Annotated in this window: 15 protein-coding genes, 7 tRNA genes and 1 rRNA gene; 6 read left to right on the top strand and 17 right to left on the bottom strand. The window is 43.4% G+C overall.

Annotation, left to right across the window (positions count from 1 at the left end):
- Positions 1-208: 208 nt before the first annotated feature.
- From glmS to QSJ46_RS05080, 12 genes are all read right to left on the bottom strand, one after another.
- Positions 209-2,011, bottom strand: a complete 1,803-nt coding sequence (gene glmS, locus QSJ46_RS05135; protein WP_003216893.1) for a glutamine--fructose-6-phosphate transaminase (isomerizing) — start codon at positions 2,009-2,011, stop codon at positions 209-211.
- A 575-nt stretch (positions 2,012-2,586) separates the two neighbouring features.
- Positions 2,587-3,933: a phosphoglucosamine mutase gene (gene glmM, locus QSJ46_RS05130; RefSeq protein WP_285604391.1), complete on the bottom strand. Its 1,347-nt coding sequence runs from the start codon at positions 3,931-3,933 to the stop codon at positions 2,587-2,589.
- Between the two features lie 24 nt (positions 3,934-3,957).
- The gene (locus QSJ46_RS05125; RefSeq protein WP_285604390.1) at positions 3,958-5,376 is read right to left on the bottom strand and encodes a CdaR family protein; all 1,419 of its coding nucleotides are present in this window, start codon (positions 5,374-5,376) and stop codon (positions 3,958-3,960) included.
- Entirely contained in the window at positions 5,369-6,190 is an 822-nt protein-coding gene (gene cdaA / locus QSJ46_RS05120; RefSeq protein ID WP_008344027.1) for a diadenylate cyclase CdaA, read from the bottom strand. Before cdaA ends, QSJ46_RS05125 begins: the two co-directional genes overlap by 8 nt.
- A gap of 217 nt (positions 6,191-6,407) precedes the next feature.
- On the bottom strand, positions 6,408-7,034 hold the full coding sequence (rsiW, locus tag QSJ46_RS05115) for an anti-sigma-W factor RsiW (RefSeq protein WP_024424448.1): 627 nt from the start codon (positions 7,032-7,034) through the stop codon (positions 6,408-6,410).
- A gap of 14 nt (positions 7,035-7,048) precedes the next feature.
- A complete protein-coding gene (gene sigW, locus QSJ46_RS05110) occupies positions 7,049-7,612 on the bottom strand; it encodes an RNA polymerase sigma factor SigW (RefSeq protein WP_024424449.1) in 564 nt (187 codons plus the stop codon).
- Between the two features lie 183 nt (positions 7,613-7,795).
- Positions 7,796-8,707 carry an arginase gene (rocF, locus tag QSJ46_RS05105; protein ID WP_107163888.1) on the bottom strand — a complete coding sequence of 304 codons (912 nt, stop codon included), beginning with the start codon at positions 8,705-8,707 and terminating at the stop codon, positions 7,796-7,798.
- Positions 8,708-8,843: 136 nt separating this feature from the next.
- Positions 8,844-8,915 (bottom strand) — tRNA-Gln (locus QSJ46_RS05100).
- Positions 8,916-8,919: 4 nt separating this feature from the next.
- A tRNA-Tyr gene (locus tag QSJ46_RS05095) sits at positions 8,920-9,004 on the bottom strand.
- Positions 9,005-9,031: 27 nt separating this feature from the next.
- Positions 9,032-9,104: transfer RNA gene (locus tag QSJ46_RS05090), tRNA-Thr, on the bottom strand.
- A gap of 3 nt (positions 9,105-9,107) precedes the next feature.
- A tRNA-Val gene (locus tag QSJ46_RS05085) sits at positions 9,108-9,183 on the bottom strand.
- 6 nt (positions 9,184-9,189) lie between these two features.
- Positions 9,190-9,264: transfer RNA gene (locus QSJ46_RS05080), tRNA-Glu, on the bottom strand.
- Between the two features lie 220 nt (positions 9,265-9,484).
- Here QSJ46_RS05080 and murQ point away from each other — a divergent pair.
- Genes murQ through QSJ46_RS05050 form a run of 6 tightly spaced genes read left to right on the top strand, consistent with a single transcriptional unit; the run spans position 9,485 to position 17,217 of the window.
- On the top strand, positions 9,485-10,396 hold the full coding sequence (gene murQ / locus QSJ46_RS05075; RefSeq protein WP_285604389.1) for an N-acetylmuramic acid 6-phosphate etherase: 912 nt from the start codon (positions 9,485-9,487) through the stop codon (positions 10,394-10,396).
- A gap of 14 nt (positions 10,397-10,410) precedes the next feature.
- Positions 10,411-11,280 (top strand): MurR/RpiR family transcriptional regulator, encoded by an 870-nt coding sequence (locus tag QSJ46_RS05070; protein ID WP_058837196.1) that lies wholly within the window; start codon positions 10,411-10,413, stop codon positions 11,278-11,280.
- Positions 11,277-12,656, top strand: a complete 1,380-nt coding sequence (locus tag QSJ46_RS05065) for a PTS transporter subunit EIIC (RefSeq protein ID WP_212040615.1) — start codon at positions 11,277-11,279, stop codon at positions 12,654-12,656. Before QSJ46_RS05070 ends, QSJ46_RS05065 begins: the two co-directional genes overlap by 4 nt.
- A gap of 13 nt (positions 12,657-12,669) precedes the next feature.
- Positions 12,670-14,025, top strand: coding sequence for a penicillin binding protein PBP4B (gene pbp4b / locus QSJ46_RS05060; protein ID WP_285604388.1), 1,356 nt, complete (start codon positions 12,670-12,672; stop codon positions 14,023-14,025).
- Between the two features lie 13 nt (positions 14,026-14,038).
- Positions 14,039-15,958: a glycoside hydrolase family 3 protein gene (locus tag QSJ46_RS05055; protein WP_285604387.1), complete on the top strand. Its 1,920-nt coding sequence runs from the start codon at positions 14,039-14,041 to the stop codon at positions 15,956-15,958.
- 50 nt (positions 15,959-16,008) lie between these two features.
- A complete protein-coding gene (locus QSJ46_RS05050; RefSeq protein WP_483298732.1) occupies positions 16,009-17,217 on the top strand; it encodes an exo-beta-N-acetylmuramidase NamZ family protein in 1,209 nt (402 codons plus the stop codon).
- Between the two features lie 42 nt (positions 17,218-17,259).
- Here the strand turns inward: QSJ46_RS05050 and QSJ46_RS05045 are convergent, their stop codons facing one another.
- The 5 genes from QSJ46_RS05045 to rrf all read right to left on the bottom strand — a co-directional run bounded on the left by QSJ46_RS05045 (position 17,260) and on the right by rrf (position 19,012).
- Complete coding sequence (locus QSJ46_RS05045; RefSeq protein WP_047202013.1) at positions 17,260-18,225, bottom strand: bile acid:sodium symporter family protein; 966 nt, start codon at positions 18,223-18,225, stop codon at positions 17,260-17,262.
- Between the two features lie 62 nt (positions 18,226-18,287).
- A complete protein-coding gene (locus tag QSJ46_RS05040) occupies positions 18,288-18,443 on the bottom strand; it encodes an STAS domain-containing protein (RefSeq protein WP_235436000.1) in 156 nt (51 codons plus the stop codon).
- Between the two features lie 262 nt (positions 18,444-18,705).
- Positions 18,706-18,778 (bottom strand) — tRNA-Thr (locus tag QSJ46_RS05035).
- A gap of 1 nt (position 18,779) precedes the next feature.
- Positions 18,780-18,854, bottom strand: a tRNA-Asn gene (locus QSJ46_RS05030).
- A 42-nt stretch (positions 18,855-18,896) separates the two neighbouring features.
- Positions 18,897-19,012, bottom strand: a 5S ribosomal RNA gene (rrf, locus tag QSJ46_RS05025).
- Positions 19,013-19,143: the final 131 nt, after the last annotated feature.

Raw genomic sequence — 19,143 nt, 5'->3', positions numbered from 1 at the left:
TCCCCATTTTTCTTTTTTTACGTATCGAATAAAAATAATAATTCCCCCTTAAAATACGTATCTATATTTATGATGACAGCAAGTGGAGATATTGTCCATTAATCAAAGTTCAGCTTAAATCTTTATAACACTAGTTCTTTTAACATAAAAATACCCCTTTAGAAAACGATATCTAAAGGGGTATCAAAAATCCGATCTTATTTAATTCCTACTCCACCGTCACACTCTTCGCAAGGTTACGTGGTTTATCCACATCACACCCGCGGTGAAGGGCTGCGTAGTAAGCGATCAGCTGTAATGGAACAACAGATGCAAGTGGTGCAAGTGCTGGGTGTACAGCTGGAAGGACGAAACGGTCGCCTTCGTCTTCTAGGCCTTTTAGTGAGATGACACATGGGTTTGCTCCGCGTGCGACGACTTCTTTGACGTTACCGCGAATGCTGAGGTTCACGTGCTCTTGTGTTGCAAGGGCAATGACCGGTGTGCCTTCTTCAATTAAAGCAATTGTGCCGTGTTTGAGTTCTCCGCCAGCAAAGCCTTCTGCTTGGATGTAAGAGATCTCTTTTAGCTTCAGTGAACCTTCAAGGCACACATAGTAGTCAAGTCCTCTTCCGATAAAGAATGCGTTACGTGTCACTGTGAAGAAGTCACGAGCGATTTGTTCCATTTCATCCTTTTGATCGACAAGGGCTTCCATTGCGTTTGCTACAATACCAAGCTCTTTGACAAGATCAAAGTCAAGAGATTGACCGTTTAATTCAGCTGCAACGGATGCAAGGATTGCAAGTACAGCGATTTGTGCTGTGTAGGCTTTTGTTGAAGCCACTGCAATTTCTGGTCCTGCATGAAGAAGCAATGTGAAGTCCGCTTCACGAGAAAGCGTAGATCCTGGTACGTTTGTGATCGTTAATGCTTTATGACCAAGCTCTTTAACTTGAACAAGTACAGCGCGGCTGTCCGCAGTCTCCCCAGATTGAGAAAGGAAGATGAACAACGGTTTTTTCGATAGAAGCGGCATGTTGTAAGAGAATTCACTTGCTACATGGACTTCTACAGGTACTTTTGCCCAGTCTTCAATGTATTGTTTACCGACAAGTCCAGCATGGTAGCTTGTTCCGCAAGCCACAATGTAAATGCGGTCTGCTTCTGCTACTGCGCTTGCGATATCGCCAGCAACTGACAGCTTGCCGTTTTCGTCTTGATATTCTTGGATGATTTTGCGCATAACAAGCGGCTGTTCATCCGTTTCTTTTAACATGTAGTGAGGATATGTGCCTTTCTCAATGTCGCTTGCATCAAGCTCAGCGATATAAGAAGGACGTGTCATAATATCACCGTCAAGGTTTTTAATAATAACCTCGTCTTTTGTGACAATGACCATTTCTTTATCCATTAATTCCGCATATTCGTTTGTTACTTGAAGCATCGCCATTGCGTCAGAAGCCACAACGTTGAAATCTTCGCCGAAACCAACCAATAATGGGCTTTTGTTTTTCGCCACATAGATTGTTTCTTTGTTTTCGTTATCGAAAAGGGCAATCGCGTAAGAGCCTTTTAGTTGAAGAAGCGTTTGACGGAAAGCTTCCTCTGTATCAAGACCTCTGCTGACAAATTGTTCGATGACTTGAACAACAACCTCTGTATCTGTGTCGCTTTTTAGTGTGACGTCTTGTAAATATTCGCGTGTCAATTGAACATAGTTCTCGATGACACCGTTATGAACAAGCGTAAAACGGCCAGAAGCACTTTGATGCGGATGCGCATTTAGATGGCTTGGTACACCGTGAGTTGCCCAGCGTGTATGTCCAATTCCTGCTGAAGATGCCACGTTTGCATCAACGACTTCGCGAAGCTCAGCGATACGTCCTTTTTCTTTGAACACGTGCACGCCTTCTTCGTTTGCCACAGCGATACCTGCTGAATCATACCCGCGGTACTCAAGCTTCTCTAAACCTTTTAATAAGATTTCCTTCGCATCATTCTGACCAATATAACCTACGATTCCACACATAAATATTCTTCCTCCCGATCATGTGAAAGGGACAAAGAAAGCCTACTAAAATAGAAGGGACATTTCTTCGTCCCTCTCTACATGTTTATTTTGGGAGATCATGTGTATTCCCTTTGTACAAAGAGTCACCTCTTTGGTTTAAAGAAACACTTACGGCTGTGATCTCTTTTTTTGATCAGCCGGGAGGCATCCGCCGAAAATTCGATAACCTCCATCCTCGTCAACTAAGCATCTTTCGTCCGATCGCTTAGTTCGGGCGCTATAATTATAAGAGAGTTCCTGAACATCTACCCTGCCTTTCCTGATAGAATAAAAATCCAGTAACACAAGGATGATTGTACTATAAGGTCTGACCTCCGTCAATCACAATTTAGCGGGTGATCCCCTTCATTTGAGAAAGTGAGACCTCCATACACTATATGCGATGAGGCTTGTCACGTTCTACCTTTGATATGCTCTCCTATGTATGAAGGCAGCTTCAAGGTGCCCTCGCTTATATCATTCGTATAGATCCATCCAATTATGTCGTTTATTCAAAAAAAAGCAAACCGCTGCCAGCGGTTTGCCTTCATCTATTACTCAATACCCATTTCTTCTTTCACAACAGCTGTAATTCGAGACACATATTCATTACACAGCTCTTTTGTTTTCGCCTCTGCCATGACACGTACAAGCGGCTCTGTTCCCGATGGACGAACAAGGATACGGCCGTCACCATTCATCTCTTTTTCGACCTCTTGGATCACCGCTTTTACTTTTTCATTTTCTTCTACTTTATATTTATCAGACACTTTCACATTCACTAAAAGCTGTGGGAACTTTTCCATTTCCGCTGCAAGCTCTGATAATGTTTTCCCTGTCGCTTTGAGCGTATTCACAAGCATGATCGCAGAAAGCATGCCATCACCTGTCGTATTATAATCAAGGAAAATCAAATGGCCTGACTGCTCACCGCCGACATTATAGCCATCATTTTTCATCGCTTCGACCACATAGCGGTCACCAACAGCAGTTTGAATGCTCTTAATACCTTGCTTCTCAAGCGCTTTATAGAAACCAAGGTTACTCATGACCGTTGACACGACGGTGTCATCCTTTAATCGGCCTTCATCCTTCAAATAACGTGCACATATGTACATAATTTGATCGCCGTCTACGATATCACCTTTTTCATCGACTGCAATTAAACGGTCACCGTCACCATCAAACGCAAGACCAATATCTGCACCCTTCTCCTTCACAAAAGCAGAAAGTGCCTCTGGATGAGTGGAGCCTACACCATCATTGATATTCAATCCGTTTGGTGATGTTCCCATTGTGGACACATCAGCATCTAAATCTGCAAATAAATGTGTCGCTAGAGAAGAGGTTGCACCGTGTGCACAGTCAAGCGCCACGTGAATACCTGTGAAATCCTCGTCCGCTGTCTGCTTCAAGAATTGCAAATATTTCTGACCGCCTTCGAAGTAGTCGTTCACCGTTCCAAGATCGGCTCCAACTGGGCGAGGTAATTGATCGACTGGCTGATCCATCAGCTGCTCAATTTCGTTTTCCTGTTCATCTGACAGCTTAAAGCCGTCACCGCCGAAGAATTTAATGCCGTTGTCTTGAACTGGATTGTGTGAAGCAGAAATCATGACACCCGCTTCTGCATCCATTGCCTTCGTTAAATAAGACACACCAGGTGTTGAGATCACACCTAGACGCATCACTTCAGCTCCAATTGAAAGTAAGCCTGCAACGAGCGCTCCTTCTAACATATGACCGGATACACGTGTGTCTCGTCCAACGAGTACCTTTGGACGTTCTTTATCCTTTGTGAGCACATAGCCGCCAAATCTCCCAATTTTAAATGCGAGCTCTGGCGTTAGTTCGCTATTTGCTACACCCCTTACACCGTCAGTTCCAAAGTACTTGCCCATGTTTCAATCGCTCCTTTTTTCCATTCAAGAGGACGCTTCGTCCTCTTTTTTATCTTCTTTGACCGGCTGTCTTTGACTTGATTCTTTCTTTGCTTTATCTTGTGTGGATTCTTCTTTACTCTTCTCACTCTGATCATCATCATCAGTTGATTGATCTTTTTGATCCTTTCGATCATTCGTCGACGCCGGCTGATCCTCTGTATCAGTAGAAGTGAGTTTCACTTTGACCTTTGATCTTGATAATGTCCATGTCACATTTTGAGGACCGTTCACTTGAACTTTGACCTCATGGGTTCCTTCGTTCAAGTCCCCTGCATTGATATAAGCTTCAACATCTGAAGCCTTTAGTTTATCAATCGCACTCTTTGATCCCTTTGCTGTTAACGTGATCCGTCCAGAAGATGGGCTCACAAAATCAGATGTGAGATCCTTGCTCAAACCCACGACAGAAATCGGTACATTATCAATCTTTTTTTCTTCAGCTGTTGCAACCTTCACTTTGATCTTTACAGTTTCGGGTGATACCTTTTTCACACCATCTGGCAGGGGAATGTCGGCATCAATCTCCGTATCATCTTTGATCTTGCTTAGGTCCAGCTTGACGCCATCAATAAAATCAAGTGCATCCAGTGCCTTTTGAGAGCCGTACACTGTGACCTCACTCGGGCTTGTCTCAATGCTTGAGATGCTAATCCCTTCTGGCAAGCTGCCCGTCCGCTCAAGTTTAAACGGAACCTTTTTGCTCGGACTCGAGATTGGGACTGTAATATCCACCACGGATGGACTTACTTCGACTGGCAGCTCATTCCCACTGCTATCATACACAGTGAGCTTCGCTTCTTTTTCAATTTGCTGATCGACATCCTCTAAGTTCACAAAAGCTTTAATGACAGAAATTTTGTCGAGGACGTCCTTTGATCCAGTGACTGTGACCTTTTTCGGATTCACAATGGGCTGTTCAGGAGAATAGCCGTCTTTGATTTTATTTTGATTATAAAATTCGGTTTCAACAGGAAATTCAGCTGTCGTTTTTTCTTGTATCGTCACAGTCGTCACAGATGGATTAATCGATAGTGTGAGCCCCTTCGATACATCTCTTGCCTTCAGCTCCACTTTATGTGTACCTGTCGATAAGTTCTGCATGTCTGCGTAAATTTCAAAATTCTTTGTTTGTCTTGCTGTTTTCACAGCACTTGTTGATCCTTTAATCGTGACATTGACTGTCTGCGGCACACCAGTGACGACGTACTTCTCGTCATCATAATACGCTTTAACAGGAATGTCGGTTAAAGTTGCTTCATCTGTCGTCGATGTTGGGAAAAAGGATTCACCGATTTTTTTCGGCGTGGGCGCTTGCGCTGAATTGACTGCACCATACAGCAATAAAGCGAAGACCAATGCAAGAAGCTTAACGGCCCAGCGATTATTCAAAATCTTATCCATTTTTCTTGCCCCTCCAATACCATTTGGTCGAGGAAGCATCTTTGCTGTTCTTACTAAATTCAGCAATCAGCATTTCTTCAAGCGCTTCTTCTGTCAATTCTCGGTGGAGATCACCATTTCTTGCGACAGAAATGCCGCCAGTTTCCTCAGAAACGATGACAGTTAAGCTGTCTGTCACTTCACTTATTCCAACTGCCGCCCTATGACGCGTCCCAAGCTCCTTAGAGATAAAAGGGCTTTCTGACAGCGGTAAATAGCAAGCTGCAGCTGCAATCTCATCCCGCTTCATAATGACAGCACCGTCATGAAGCGGTGTATTCGGAATGAAAATATTAATGAGCAGCTCTGAACTCACCTTTGCATTCAAAGGAATCCCTGTCTCTATGTAATCATTCATTCCGGTATCGCGCTCAATTGTCAGCAGCGCGCCGATTCTGCGTTTCGCCATATAGTTAATTGCTTTTGTAATTGCCTCGATCGTTTTCTGCTGCTGTTCCTCTACAGGTGTCCCGCTTCTTGAGAAGAAACGGCCGCGCCCAAGCTGCTCAAGCGCTCTCCTTAGCTCTGGCTGAAAAATAATAATGATCGCAAGGAATCCCCACGTAATCGCTTGATCCATCAGCCATTGAAGTGTGTTAAGACCGAGATACGCACTTCCCATCCTGACGAGAACAATGACCACAATTCCCTTGAGAAGCTGAACCGCTTTTGTTCCGCGGATGACCATCATTAATTTATATATCACATACCAAACAACGAGAATATCAACAGCATTACCGAGGTACTGCAAAAAAGGAATATCCCCTAAAGCCATTTCCTCGTCCTCCAGAATTTTCAGTTATTCTTCGTTTGATGCATTTTTTAATATAAAAAGAGCCTATGTATCAATACATAGCGTGGCTATTATACCACATTTTGTTTCAGCAAGGAAAATAGTTGCCATATCTGGCTGACTTACTAGTATGCGTGAATCTCACAAATGTATAGAAAAAGAGCAGCCCCCTTAGAGACTGCTCTTTAAGCCGATTGAGTTACTTTTGCTCCTCTGGCCCAATGACCCGCATTACGTTTTGTGCTGTTGATTTCATTTTGTACCAGATCCAATCAAACACTTCATTAATTTCATTAATTTGACCAGTGACTTGTCCGGCAGAAGCAGTCAACTGTTCCCCATTGACGACGGTGACATTTCCATCAACCTTGCCTTCTACAATCAGCTTGCCATTTTTGACAGTGACATCTCCCTTTACGGTTTCCCCTTTAGGTACGGTCACTGTATCATTTTCAACGACGAGATTCGGCTGCTTTGACACACTGAAATTATGATCGGTATTCCAGCTCGTAAACAAACTGCCTCCCATTAAAATGAGAAAGAGGGCAGCGGCTACCATCAGCGGGTGAGCTTTGATCCATCTTTGAACCGACACACGCTTTTTCTCCTTTGGAAGACCTGCCATCACCTTTGCAGTGAAATCAGATGGTGCTTCTATATGAGATGTACTCTGCACTAGCGCGATGGATTTCTCAATTTGTTGAAAATGAGTACGGCACTCCTCACACGATTGCAGATGGCTTTTTAATTCTTTTTCGTCTTGGGGCTCAATGTCCCCGTCTAAATACTGATGCATAAGCTGGACGATTCTATCCTGACAGCTCATCAAAATCACCTCACTCAAAGGTCTCTCAACTGTTTCCGGAGAGCCTCTCTACCCCTGTGTATTCTCGTTTTCACCGTACCAACTGGTATATTTAGAATCTCACTAATTTCTTTTAACGAGAGTTCATCAATATACTTTAATACGATGACCGAACGATATTTGTCGGGTAATCTTAGAATTTTTTGCTGAATGGTGCTCGATAATTCAAGAGACACCACCTCATCCTCTGGCAAAATGCCATCAGCAGCAATTTGAGAATACATATTTAATCCTTCTGTTCCTGCCACCTCTGCATCTAAATAGTAATCCGGCTTTTTTTTGCGAATACGGTCGATGGTCAGGTTGGTTGCAATGCGGTACAGCCACGTGGAAAACTTACGATTCACATCAAAGCTTTCGATATTCACATAAGCACGAATAAACGCCTCCTGCGCAATATCCTCCGCTTCATGTGCATTCCCAAGCATACGGTAGCACAGCTGATAAATTTTGTCTTTATACAGGTCTACGATGTCTGCAAATGCGTTCTGGTCGCCTTTTTTCACTTGCTTAATTCTCTTTTTAATCATTGTGTCCATAGTATATTCAACCTCTGCCTTCACCGGTCTTTATGTATACGAACCTCTTTCCAAAAGGTTTCATTCTCCTCTAAAAAATAGTGTAACAAATTTTTGACAGTGTGTTACGCTTATCAACCGGTAAAAACCTTAACATATCCTTAAATTTTCCCAAAACAAAAAAGAACGGGAACAAGTCCCGCTCTACAATAGCTTTTCACCCATTAACGATCCAATTAATGCCACAGCCGCTTCTGCTGTTTTGTTTTTCTCATCTAAAACCGGATTTACTTCAACAAATTCAGCAGACGTTAAAATACCCGCCTCCTCTAAAAGCTCCATTGCAAGATGACTCTCCCGGTAACTAATGCCGCCTGCTACCGGAGTGCCTACACCAGGGCATTCCGCTGGGTCCAGCCCGTCTAAATCAAGCGAGAGATGGACACCATCTGTTCTTTCCTTTAGATAAGCAATAGCTTCCTCCATCACCCTTGTCATCCCTAAACGATCAATTTCATGCATCGTATACACTTTAATACCTTTCTCTCGAATCAATGCCCGCTCTCCTTCATCTAAGGATCTAGCACCAATTAAAACGACATTTTCAGGCTTCAATTTAGGAGAATAACCGCCAATGTTTATTAAATCAGCATGCCCAAGACCGAGACTGACAGCAAGCGGCATGCCATGAATATTTCCAGAAGGTGAGGTTTCCTCCGTATTTAAATCACCATGCGCATCATACCAAATGACTCCTAAGTTTTCATAATGCTTGGCTACCCCAGCAAGTGTGCCAATCGCAATGCTGTGATCACCACCTAAAATGAGCGGAAACGAACCTGATTGCACAATACTGTCAACCTTCTCAGCAAGCAGTTGATTCGCCCCAGCATTCTCGGTCAAATTTTTTAGCTTTTCACTTGTATATAAACCTTTCTCATCATCTCTTTGTTCAACTGGAATATCTCCGAGATCCTCCACATCAAATGAGAGCGTTTCCAATTTTTCTTTTACGCCTGCACAACGAATCGCACTCGGCCCCATATCGACGCCCCTTCTCGTTTGACCCAAGTCCATCGGAACTCCAACAATCGTGACCTTCTTTTGCTCTCCCATATGTACATCCCCTTTCCGTTCATGCTTATATTTTACTTTCTTGATGCCTTCTGACTCAACTCAACAACATTTTGAATAGTTATACATTCTCTCTGCCAACATAAAAAAAGACACCTTTTTGAAAAAGGTGTCTTAACTGGGCTAGCTGGATTCGAACCAACGCATGACGGAGTCAAAGTCCGTTGCCTTACCGCTTGGCTATAGCCCAAAAATGGTGGAGGGGGGCGGATTCGAACCGCCGAACCCGGAGGGAGCGGATTTACAGTCCGCCGCGTTTAGCCACTTCGCTACCCCTCCACATATGAAATTGATAAAGAAAAACAGTGCCGGCAAGAGGACTTGAACCCCCAACCTACTGATTACAAGTCAGTTGCTCTACCAGTTGAGCTACACCGGCATATGGTGGAGGATGACGGGCTCGAACCGCCGACCCTCTGCTTGTAAGGCAGATGCTCTCCCAGCTGAGCTAATCCTCCACATCATGGTGACCCGTACGGGATTCGAACCCGTGTTACCGCCGTGAAAGGGCGGTGTCTTAACCGCTTGACCAACGGGCCAGTTTGTCAAGTTTGTTGTTTCCGTGAAGCTGACAAAAGTTATTATATACAGGTTGTCCCCCTTTTGTAAAGGGGATTTTTATTTTTTTTATTTTCTAACTATTCACTCCCTATTTATTCAACATTTCAACTGAAATATAATTTCAATATTCAAATATAATGTTGAAATTTCATATCATACTCAATATACTGAAAATGAAGAAATAAGGAGGTATGTCACATGCAGCCATCTCAACTGCGTTCTTTGACAACAGAATCAAGAAACCCCAACACAATGGGAATTTCTCAAGCAGATCCGCTTGAAATACTCCAGATGATTAATGAAGAAGATAGGAAGGTCGCTCAAGCAGTCAACCTTGTACTTCCACATGTCAAAACAGCAAGTGACTTTGCCTATGAATCCATCTCAAATGGAGGCAGACTCGTTTATTTAGGCGCCGGAACAAGCGGCCGAATTGGCGTAATGGATGCTGTCGAATGTCCCCCAACCTATAGCGTCTCACCTGATGTCATTGTAGGCATCATGGCAGGCGGAGACTCAGCTTTTTCTCAAGCTGCCGAAGATGTGGAAGACAGTGAAGAAGCCGGCAAACAGGATTTAATACACATCAATCTCACATCAAAAGATACAGTCGTCGGAATTGCCGCAAGCGGCAGGACACCTTATATCATCGGCGCTTTAAACTATGCAAAGTCAATTGGAGCTAAAACAGTAGCACTCAGCTGCAATGAACAAGCAGAAATTAGCGAGCTTGCAGATTGCGCCATTGAGGTCATTGTAGGACCAGAAGCCATCACTGGGTCAACAAGAATGAAAGCAGCATCCGCTCATAAAATGATTTTAAATATGCTTTCCACCTCAGTCATGATCAGACAAGGCAAAGTATATGAAAACCTGATGGTTGATGTTAAAGTCAGCAATCATAAATTAAAAGAACGCGCCATCACCATCATTCAACATGTGACAAATGCTTCCTACGAACAAGCCGTAAAGACTCTCGAAGCAGCAGACTTAGAAGTCAAAACCGCCATCGTCATGCTCCAAACAAACACAGACAAGAAAACAGCCAAAGATTTACTGAGCAAAACGAATGGTCATATCGACAAAGCAATCTCACGTTATCAATCCTAAAGGAGGCAGAGCTCATGTCAGCAGGTGGACTTACCCTACTACACACAATCAAATCAAAGCTCCCCCAATCTGAAAAAATCATTGCAGACTATATCCTTGCCCATCCTGACAAAGTCATTAAAAGTACAGTACACGAAATCAGTCAGGCAGCCGGCGCAAGCAGCTCTGCAGTCATCCGTCTTTGTAAATCTCTCGGGCTGGATGGCTATCAAGATTTAAAAATGCGGATCGCTGGAGATTTGATGCATGACGATAAACAAGGCTACAGAGATATCGAACAAGATGAACCACTTCAATCCATTATTCAAAAAACAGCAGGAAACTCGATTCAATCGATTAAGGACACCGCTTCTATTTTAAATGCAGACGCTTTAGAAAAGGCTGTTCAATTACTGCTGAATGCAAACCAAATTCATTTTATCGGTGTTGGTGCATCTGGCATCGTCGCAGCTGATGCCCAGCAGAAATTTCTCAGAATTAACTATGCAGCGACAGCCTTCACTGACATGCACATTGCATCTACGGTCATCGCAAATGCGGGAGAGAATGACATTGTGTTTGGCATCTCCTTTTCAGGAGAAACGTTAGACATCATTCAAGCCCTTCAGCTCGCAAAAGACAACCAAGTGAAAACAATTGCTTTAACACATCCAGGTCATACAAGCGTTTCTGCTTTATGTGATGTTCACCTATCGACGTCCGGTTCCAATGAAGCACCTTTTCGCAGTGCTGCCACTTCCTCTAGAATGGCACAGCTCTACTTAATTGATGTCTTGTTCCTCAGTTTAGCTTCTCGTCAATATGAAGAGACAGCCCAATATATTGACAAGACAAGGCATGCCATCCGCTCCATGAAACGAAAAACAAAGGGGGATTCAACATGAGTCATCAAAAGAAATATCAGCAGTTGGCGAAAGACATTCTTTCACTCTGTGGTGGTTCTGAAAATATCTCTTCCCATACACATTGTATGACACGTCTTCGAATTACACCGATCGATAATGAAAAAGTTCACATCACAGCAATCAAAGAACTCGATGGCGTCATTGGCGTCGTCGAAGCAGAAACGCTTCAAATCATTTTAGGCACTGGTGTTGTCAACCAAGTATCAAGTGCGTTTGAACAGCTCCTAAATGCCTCTGGCTCTTATGATTTAAACAACGAAGCACAAAAAAACAAGCAAGCCATTTCACAAAAAAACCGCACACCGTTCAAGCTGTTCTTACGACGGATCGCCAGCATTTTTATTCCAATCATTCCGGCACTTGTTGCTTCAGGTCTTATTACTGGAATTACAAAAGCGATCGTGCAAGCAGGCTGGCTTGACGAAAAATCTCAAGCCGCAGTTATTTTAACAGTTATCGGTTCTGGCCTTTTCGCCTACCTAGGGATATTAGTCGGAACAAACGCCGCAAAGGAATTTGGAGGCTCTCCTGCATTAGGCGCATTAGCTGGTATTCTCATTATTAACCCAGCCTCCGCAGACATTATGCTATTTGGCACAAATATTCTACCAGGCAGAGGCGGACTCATCGGTGTTCTTCTAGCCGCCATCTTTATGGCACTTGTGGAAACTAGAATGAGACGCTTCGTCCCGCAATCACTTGATATCATCGTCACACCAACCATCACACTACTCATTACAGGCATTTTCACTTATGTTGTCTTCATGCCAGTCGGCGGATTTATATCTGATGCCATCACCTCAGGACTGACTTACCTATTAAATATGGGCGGAATCTTCGCAGGATTTGTTCTTGGTGCGACCTTCCTTCCACTTGTTGTAACAGGACTTCATCAAGGGCTGACACCGATTCATATGGAACTGATCAATTCAATTGGAGATGACCCGCTTCTGCCAATTCTCGCTATGGGCGGTGCAGGACAGGTCGGCGCTGCATTCGCCATTTATATGAAAACAAAAAAGAAAAAGCTCAAAAGAGCCATTGCTGGTGGACTTCCTTCTGGGATGCTGGGCATTGGTGAACCACTCATTTTCGGTGTCACACTCCCGCTAGGACGACCATTTCTCACCGCTTGTCTTGGTGCAGGAATCGGCGGCGCATTTCAAGCCTACTTCCAAATCGCGACGAAAGCCATCGGTGTATCCGGTCTACCATTAACCTTTATTGTTCACACACATCAAATGCTTCTTTATTTAATTGGACTATTTATCGCATATGTTGCTGGATTTTTCTTCACATACTTATTTGGATTTCATGATGATATGGCAGTTGAATTCGAGGATCACAATCAATAAGGAGGTCTAGACCTTGAAGAAATGTTTTCTCTTGATCACATGCCTGCTCATGCTCCTTGGGTTTCCAGTACAAACATTTGCAACTAGCTCCCATCCTGGATCGTCTTTGTCTAAAACAGCACCTGAAGAATATCCCGTCTTAAAAAAAGCAAAACGACCGGAACAAGTAGGTTTTTCTTCCAGGCAGCTGAGGAAGGTTGATCAAATGATTCAAAACGATATCAAAGCAGGATTTCCAGGAGCCGCTCTCATTATTATTAAGGACGGAAAGATCGTCCATCAAAAAGCCTATGGCTACCGGCAAAAATACGATGGTACAACAGAGCTCAAATCATATAAAAAAATGAAAAAGAATACACTATTCGATTTGGCATCTAATACAAAAATGTATGCGACCAACTATGCCCTGCAAAAGCTTGTCTACGAGCAAAAACTTGATGTCAACGAAAAAATACAGACCATCCTTCCAGATTTTCAGGATGAACCTGATGCAAAGGTAACCGGTAAAGACCAGCTCCGAGTAAAGGATCTTCTCACCCATTCTGCCGGTCTCCCTTCCAGTGTCTTATTTTATAGCAAAGAATCAGCTGGCTCTTTTTATTCTCAAGATAGAAAAACAACGATGAAATGGCTGCCAAAGGTACCACTGCAATACAAACCAGGTACCCAGCACATTTATAGCGATATTGATTACATGCTGCTGGGCATGATTATCGAGAAGAAAACAGGCATGCCTCTTGATCAATATGTCGAGTCAACCATTTATCGGCCGCTAGGTCTCAAACACACAATGTTCAATCCGCTGCAAAAGGGGTTCAAGCCGAAGCATTTTGCAGCAACAGAACGTTTAGGCAATTCACGAGACGGTGTGATCGATTTTGAAAACATCCGACGGTACACCCTGCTAGGTGAAGTACACGACGAGAAAGCATATTACTCAATGGCAGGTATCTCCGGCCACGCTGGACTTTTCTCGAATACCTCAGATATGGCCGTGCTGCTTCAGCTGATGCTTAACAAAGGTGGCTATGGAAAAACAACCATCTTTGATCAAGCTTCCATCGATCTCTTTACAGCCTCCTCTGCTACGAACCCAACCTACGGGCTAGGCTGGCGAAAAAACGGTCATACTGACATGGAATGGATGTTTGGAAAATTTGCAAGTAACGAAGCCTATGGACATACTGGCTGGACCGGCACAATGACGTTGATTGATCCTAAACACAATTTAGGTGTCGTCTTGCTGACGAATAAAAAACATTCACCCGTTGTTTCACCAGAAACCAATCCTAATCAATTTGAAGGTGACATGTTCCCAACTGGTACTTATGGAAGCATTATGACCGCAATCTACGAATCTTTTAAGTAAAAGGAGGAATTCGATGTTGAAAGCTCTCTTCCCCGCTGCACTAGTTTTAGCCCTGCTAACCTCTTCCATTCCAACGGAAAAGGTTAGCTCTGCCTCTCTGCCAACCGCTAAACAAATGGTTCAAGACATGTCACTGGATGAAAAGATAGGTCAAATGCTCATGCCGGACTTTCGCAATTGGCAAACAAAAGATGAATCCGCACCTACAGGCTTCACAAAGATGAATAACGAAGTATCTCACCTTGTAGAAAAATATCATCTAGGTGGTGTCATCTTATTTGCGGAGAATGTCGTTGATACGGAACAAACCGTGAAACTCACCCACGAATTTCAAAAAGCATCACCAAACATTCCTTTACTCATTTCCATTGATCAAGAAGGCGGAATCGTCACAAGGTTACAAAAGGGAACACATTTCCCAGGAAATATGTCGATTGGTGCCTCTAGAAGCAAAAAAAATGCATATGACACAGGAAAAATCATCGGAAAAGAATTAAACGCCTTAGGGATTAATACAAACTTCTCTCCTGTGCTTGATGTGAATAATAACCCAAACAACCCCGTCATTGGTGTCCGTTCCTTTAGCTCTGATCCTGCTCTTGTCTCTAGACTTGGCCTTCAAACCATGAAAGGACTTCAAAAGGAAAAGACCATTTCCACACTAAAACATTTCCCGGGACATGGTGATACAGCCGTCGACAGTCACTATGGCTTGCCGCTCGTAGAGCATGACCTAGATCGTTTAAAAAAGGTTGAGCTGTATCCATTTCAACAAGCGATCAATGCTGGTACAGATATGGTCATGACCGCTCATGTGCAATTTCCTGCCATTGATGACACAACGTATCGAAGCAAGAAAGATGGCGAGGACATCATGGTTCCAGCAACCTTATCAAAAAAAGTCATCACTCACTTATTAAAAGAAGAGATGGGCTTTCAAGGTGTTGTTGTGACAGACGCCCTAAACATGAAAGCGATTGCAGATAATTTCGGACAGGAAGAAGCCGTAGTGATGGCCATTAAAGCAGGCGTCGACATCGCTCTCATGCCAGCACCAGTTACCTCATTAAAAACAGAGAAAAACCTAGAGAATGTATTTAATGCGGTCAAACAAGCGATTTTAAAGAAAGAAATTCCGATGTCGCAGATTAACGAATCCGTCGAAAAAATTCTTCAATTGAAAATCAAACGCGGCATTATTTCCTCCAAAAAACCAATCAGTCTTGAGAAAAAAATCAAAAAAGCCACTCAAGTCGTCGGGAAAAAATCGCACCGTCAAGCAGAACAAAAAATGGCACGTGAAGGAATCACCCTGCTTAAAAACAACAAAAAGACCTTACCTTTCAAGCCTAAAAAGAATGACAAAATCGTGGTCATGGCACCTTACGAAGATCAGACTAAAGCAATGTCTGTCACAGTCGAATCTCTCATGAAACAAAAAAAGATCAAGCCTGTACGCATCCAGTCATATGCTTTTGCGGATAAAACGTTCACCAAAGACTCGGCCAAACTAATTCAAGAAGCTGACTATGTCATCACTGGCTCTTACGTTGTCCAAAATGATCCAGCTGTGAATGATGGCGTAATTGATGACAATGTCCAGGATCCGAAAAAATGGGCTACTGCCTTCCCTCGTGCTGTCATGAAAGAAGCAGCAGCACAAAACAAAAAAATGGTCATCATGAGTCTTAGAAACCCTTATGATGCCGCAAATTTTGAAGAAGCCGATGCCTTACTAGCTGTGTACGGTTTTAAAGGCTACTCAAACGGACAATTCAATCAGCCAAATATTCCTGCTGGACTAGAAGTGATATTTGGAGCTGCATCACCTAAAGGGAAACTGCCAGTTGATATCCCATCTGTCACTCATCCAAATCAAACCCTTTACCCATTCGGCTATGGACTCAATTTGAAAGGAAAACAGATCAAATAGGAGGGATTCTCTTGAAGAAAACAGCAAGTTTCATACTCGCAAGCATTCTCATGATGAGCACATTGACCGCCGCCTCTCCCGCAGATCAAGAACGAACAGACACAAAAGGAAAAAAAGCAGCAGTCAAAACAGGGATCGAAACACTACTCTCAAGCAATCTTTCATGGCTAAAAGGGAAAAGGGTTGGTCTCATTACTAACCCGACTGGCATTGATGCAAATATGAAAAGCAGTGTCGACCTCCTATTTGAACATCCAAATATCAAGCTCACTGCTTTATATGGGCCTGAACACGGCGTGCGCGGCGATGCACAAGCAGGAGAAGGCGTCGAATCCTATACCGATGAAAAAACAGGTCTTCCTGTTTACTCTCTTTATGGAAAAACAAGAAAACCAACTCCTGAAATGCTGAAAAATGTAGATGTCCTGCTGTTTGATATTCAAGACGTTGGTACTCGTTATTACACCTATATTTACACAATGGCCTATGCGATGGAAGCCGCTAAAGAAAACAACATTCCATTTGTTGTCCTAGACCGCCCAAATCCCATTGACGGACTAAAAGTAGAAGGACCTGTTTTAGAGCCTGAACACGCCTCATTTGTAGGGCTCTATCCTATTCCGCTAAGACACGGAATGACTACTGGTGAGCTTGCAAAACTGTTTAACAAAGAGTTTCATATCAATGCTGATGTAACAATCATCAAAATGAAAAATTGGAAGCGGTCCATGACATTTGATGACACGAAGCTGCCGTTCGTCCTTCCTTCCCCTAACATGCCAACAGTGGATAGTACCTTTGTATATCCTGCCACAGGATTAATTGAAGGCACAAATGTCTCTGAAGGCAGAGGAACGACAAAACCATTCGAGCTCATTGGTGCACCATATATCAATAGCAGCGAGCTGGCAGATCATTTAAATCAGCTAAAACTAAAAGGCGTTCAATTTAGACCTGTGTCATTCACCCCCACATTTTCTAAACATGCCGGTACACTATCTCACGGTGTGCAGTTATACGTCACAGACCGCTCATCTTTCGAAGCGGTGAAAACGGGGTTATCCATCATCAAAGCAATACATGATTTATACCCTAACGACTTTCAGTTCCTTCAAACAGGCAGCTTTGACAAACTCATCGGGAATGGCTGGATGAAAGAAGAAATCAAAAAGGGAACTTCCGTCAAACACATCATGAAACGTTATCATCATGACCTCAAAACATTCGAAAAGAAGCGAAAAAAATATCTCATCTATTAAATCACAAAAAAACCTCCATCTATCAAAGGATAGAGGTTTTTTTCATGAGAAAGACTTGGTCACAGCAGGTGCTTTCAGCTCAAAACGATTGAGTAAGAAGCCGAACAAGGCAGCAAGCACTTGCTGAAACAGCATGCCAATCACCACCGGAACAGCGACAGCAGGCGGGAAAAAGCTAATGGCAAGCACAGCCCCCGCACTAATGTTTCTCATACCGCCCGTATACACGATGGCCACAATCTCTCCTTGAGTACATTTCATCGCCTTCCCAATCAACCATGCAAACGCATATCCGCTCATCGCAATGAGAAACACCGTTGCTGCTTTGCTAAAAAATGCGGCATCCAGTTCACGTAAGTAAGGCGCAACAACAGAACTGTTAATCGACACCACTAAAAACAAGCCTATTTTTGAAAAAGGTGACAGTGTCTGACTGATCATTTTTGTCACAGCAGGCTTTGCATAGTGACGAACGAGCATCCCTAAAATAGATGGAAGCACCACCATCCCAAACAGCCCTTTCATGATCGCCACCATGTCCATATGAACTTGTGTACCGGCCAAAAGTGACAAACTGGCTGGCACAATTAATGGCGAAAGCAATGTATCAATTAAAATAATGGATAACGTTAATCCAACATTCCCTTTATACATTGCCGCCCATATTAAACTAGAGACTCCTGTGGGAATCACCATTGCAAGTGTCAAACCCGTGATCGTCATGGCATCTCCCGCAAATATGAGATGTCCGGCTGACCAAGCATAAAGAGGCATCAACACATGCAAAATCATAAACGATAAAATCAAAGGCAATGGGTGCATCACCGTATGCTTTAAAGCCGAAAAAGTAGAAGACAAACTCCCTGCAAAGGTCATCACAGCAAATACCCATGGCACCAAAAACGTAAAATCCTTTAAATAAGCCGCCAATAAAACACCGAGTAACACACTAAAAGGTGTAATAAGCGGCATCATCCGGCCGAGCACTTGGTTCAAACGCACAAGCATGCCGGCCACCTCCATCCCTTCACTTTCTTACCTTTTCTATTGTAACAGACAGAAAGGCCTTTTTAAGAACCATTCACTTGTTTCACAAGCTTTCGACTTGATGTACCCATTCCAACTACGTCCACCTGGACGCCAATTGCTTGATACCTCTCCTTTATACGTCCTAACGCTGCTACGCCAGATTCATCCCATATACGCGCTTCAGACAAATCAATCACAACAGATTAGAGTTCTTTCCCCTGATGGAAAGCTTGGATCAAGTCCGTGACAGAAACAAAGGAAATTTGCTCTTTAACTCAATAAATCCAACTCCTCTACCATGTCACCATTCGCCAATCATCATCATCCGTAAGACATCGCCTGTCATGATATACATAACCATAAATTTCGTCCCCAATACGTCCCCCGCACAATAAAAAAAGACATAAAAAAAAGCCTTCTCATCATCGAGAAACCTTGTCATATCAACATATAGAGGAAAGCTTCCAAGCGGGCTCGAACCGCTGACCTCTTCCTTACCATGGAAGTGCTCTACCTACTGAGCTATGGAAGCATGGCTCCGCAGGTAGGACTCGAACCTACGACCGATCGGTTAACAGCCGATAGCTCTACCACTGAGCTACTGCGGAATGATAAAGTAACTTCTTCCATTGGAAGGATATAAACAAAAAGCTTGGCGGCGTCCTACTCTCACAGGGGGAAACCCCCAACTACCATCGGCGCTGAAGAGCTTAACTTCCGTGTTCGGTATGGGAACGGGTGTGACCTCTTCGCTATCGCCACCAAACCTGATGGAGAGAATGTTCTCTCAAAACTAGATAACAATGTTCATGTTTCACATTAGAATATAGGTTAAGTCCTCGATCTATTAGTATCTGTCAGCTCCACGTGTCACCACGCTTCCACCTCAGACCTATC

Origin of the sequence: Bacillus sp. YKCMOAS1 (genome assembly GCF_030268125.1) — a bacterium.
GTDB classification, from domain to species: Bacteria; Bacillota; Bacilli; order Bacillales; family Bacillaceae; genus Bacillus; species Bacillus safensis.
The sequence above is the reverse complement of the archived record's forward strand: the minus strand, read 5'-3'. Positions and strand labels throughout refer to the sequence as shown.

Bases quoted from the DNA above. Each gene is read 5' to 3' on its own strand.
- glmS (WP_003216893.1), bottom strand. From the start codon at position 2,011: ATGTGTGGAATCGTAGGTTATATTGGTCAGAATGATGCGAAGGAAATC.
- QSJ46_RS05045 (WP_047202013.1), bottom strand. From the start codon at position 18,225: ATGCTTGTGCGTTTGAACCAAGTGCTCGGCCGGATGATGCCGCTTATT.
- QSJ46_RS05065 (WP_212040615.1), top strand. From the start codon at position 11,277: ATGAGTCATCAAAAGAAATATCAGCAGTTGGCGAAAGACATTCTTTCA.
- rsiW (WP_024424448.1), bottom strand. From the start codon at position 7,034: ATGAGCTGTCAGGATAGAATCGTCCAGCTTATGCATCAGTATTTAGAC.
- QSJ46_RS05055 (WP_285604387.1), top strand. From the start codon at position 14,039: ATGTTGAAAGCTCTCTTCCCCGCTGCACTAGTTTTAGCCCTGCTAACC.
- sigW (WP_024424449.1), bottom strand. From the start codon at position 7,612: ATGGACACAATGATTAAAAAGAGAATTAAGCAAGTGAAAAAAGGCGAC.
- QSJ46_RS05050 (WP_483298732.1), top strand. From the start codon at position 16,009: ATGATGAGCACATTGACCGCCGCCTCTCCCGCAGATCAAGAACGAACA.
- QSJ46_RS05070 (WP_058837196.1), top strand. From the start codon at position 10,411: ATGTCAGCAGGTGGACTTACCCTACTACACACAATCAAATCAAAGCTC.
- cdaA (WP_008344027.1), bottom strand. From the start codon at position 6,190: ATGGCTTTAGGGGATATTCCTTTTTTGCAGTACCTCGGTAATGCTGTT.
- QSJ46_RS05125 (WP_285604390.1), bottom strand. From the start codon at position 5,376: ATGGATAAGATTTTGAATAATCGCTGGGCCGTTAAGCTTCTTGCATTG.
- rocF (WP_107163888.1), bottom strand. From the start codon at position 8,707: ATGGGAGAGCAAAAGAAGGTCACGATTGTTGGAGTTCCGATGGACTTG.
- glmM (WP_285604391.1), bottom strand. From the start codon at position 3,933: ATGGGCAAGTACTTTGGAACTGACGGTGTAAGGGGTGTAGCAAATAGC.
- murQ (WP_285604389.1), top strand. From the start codon at position 9,485: ATGCAGCCATCTCAACTGCGTTCTTTGACAACAGAATCAAGAAACCCC.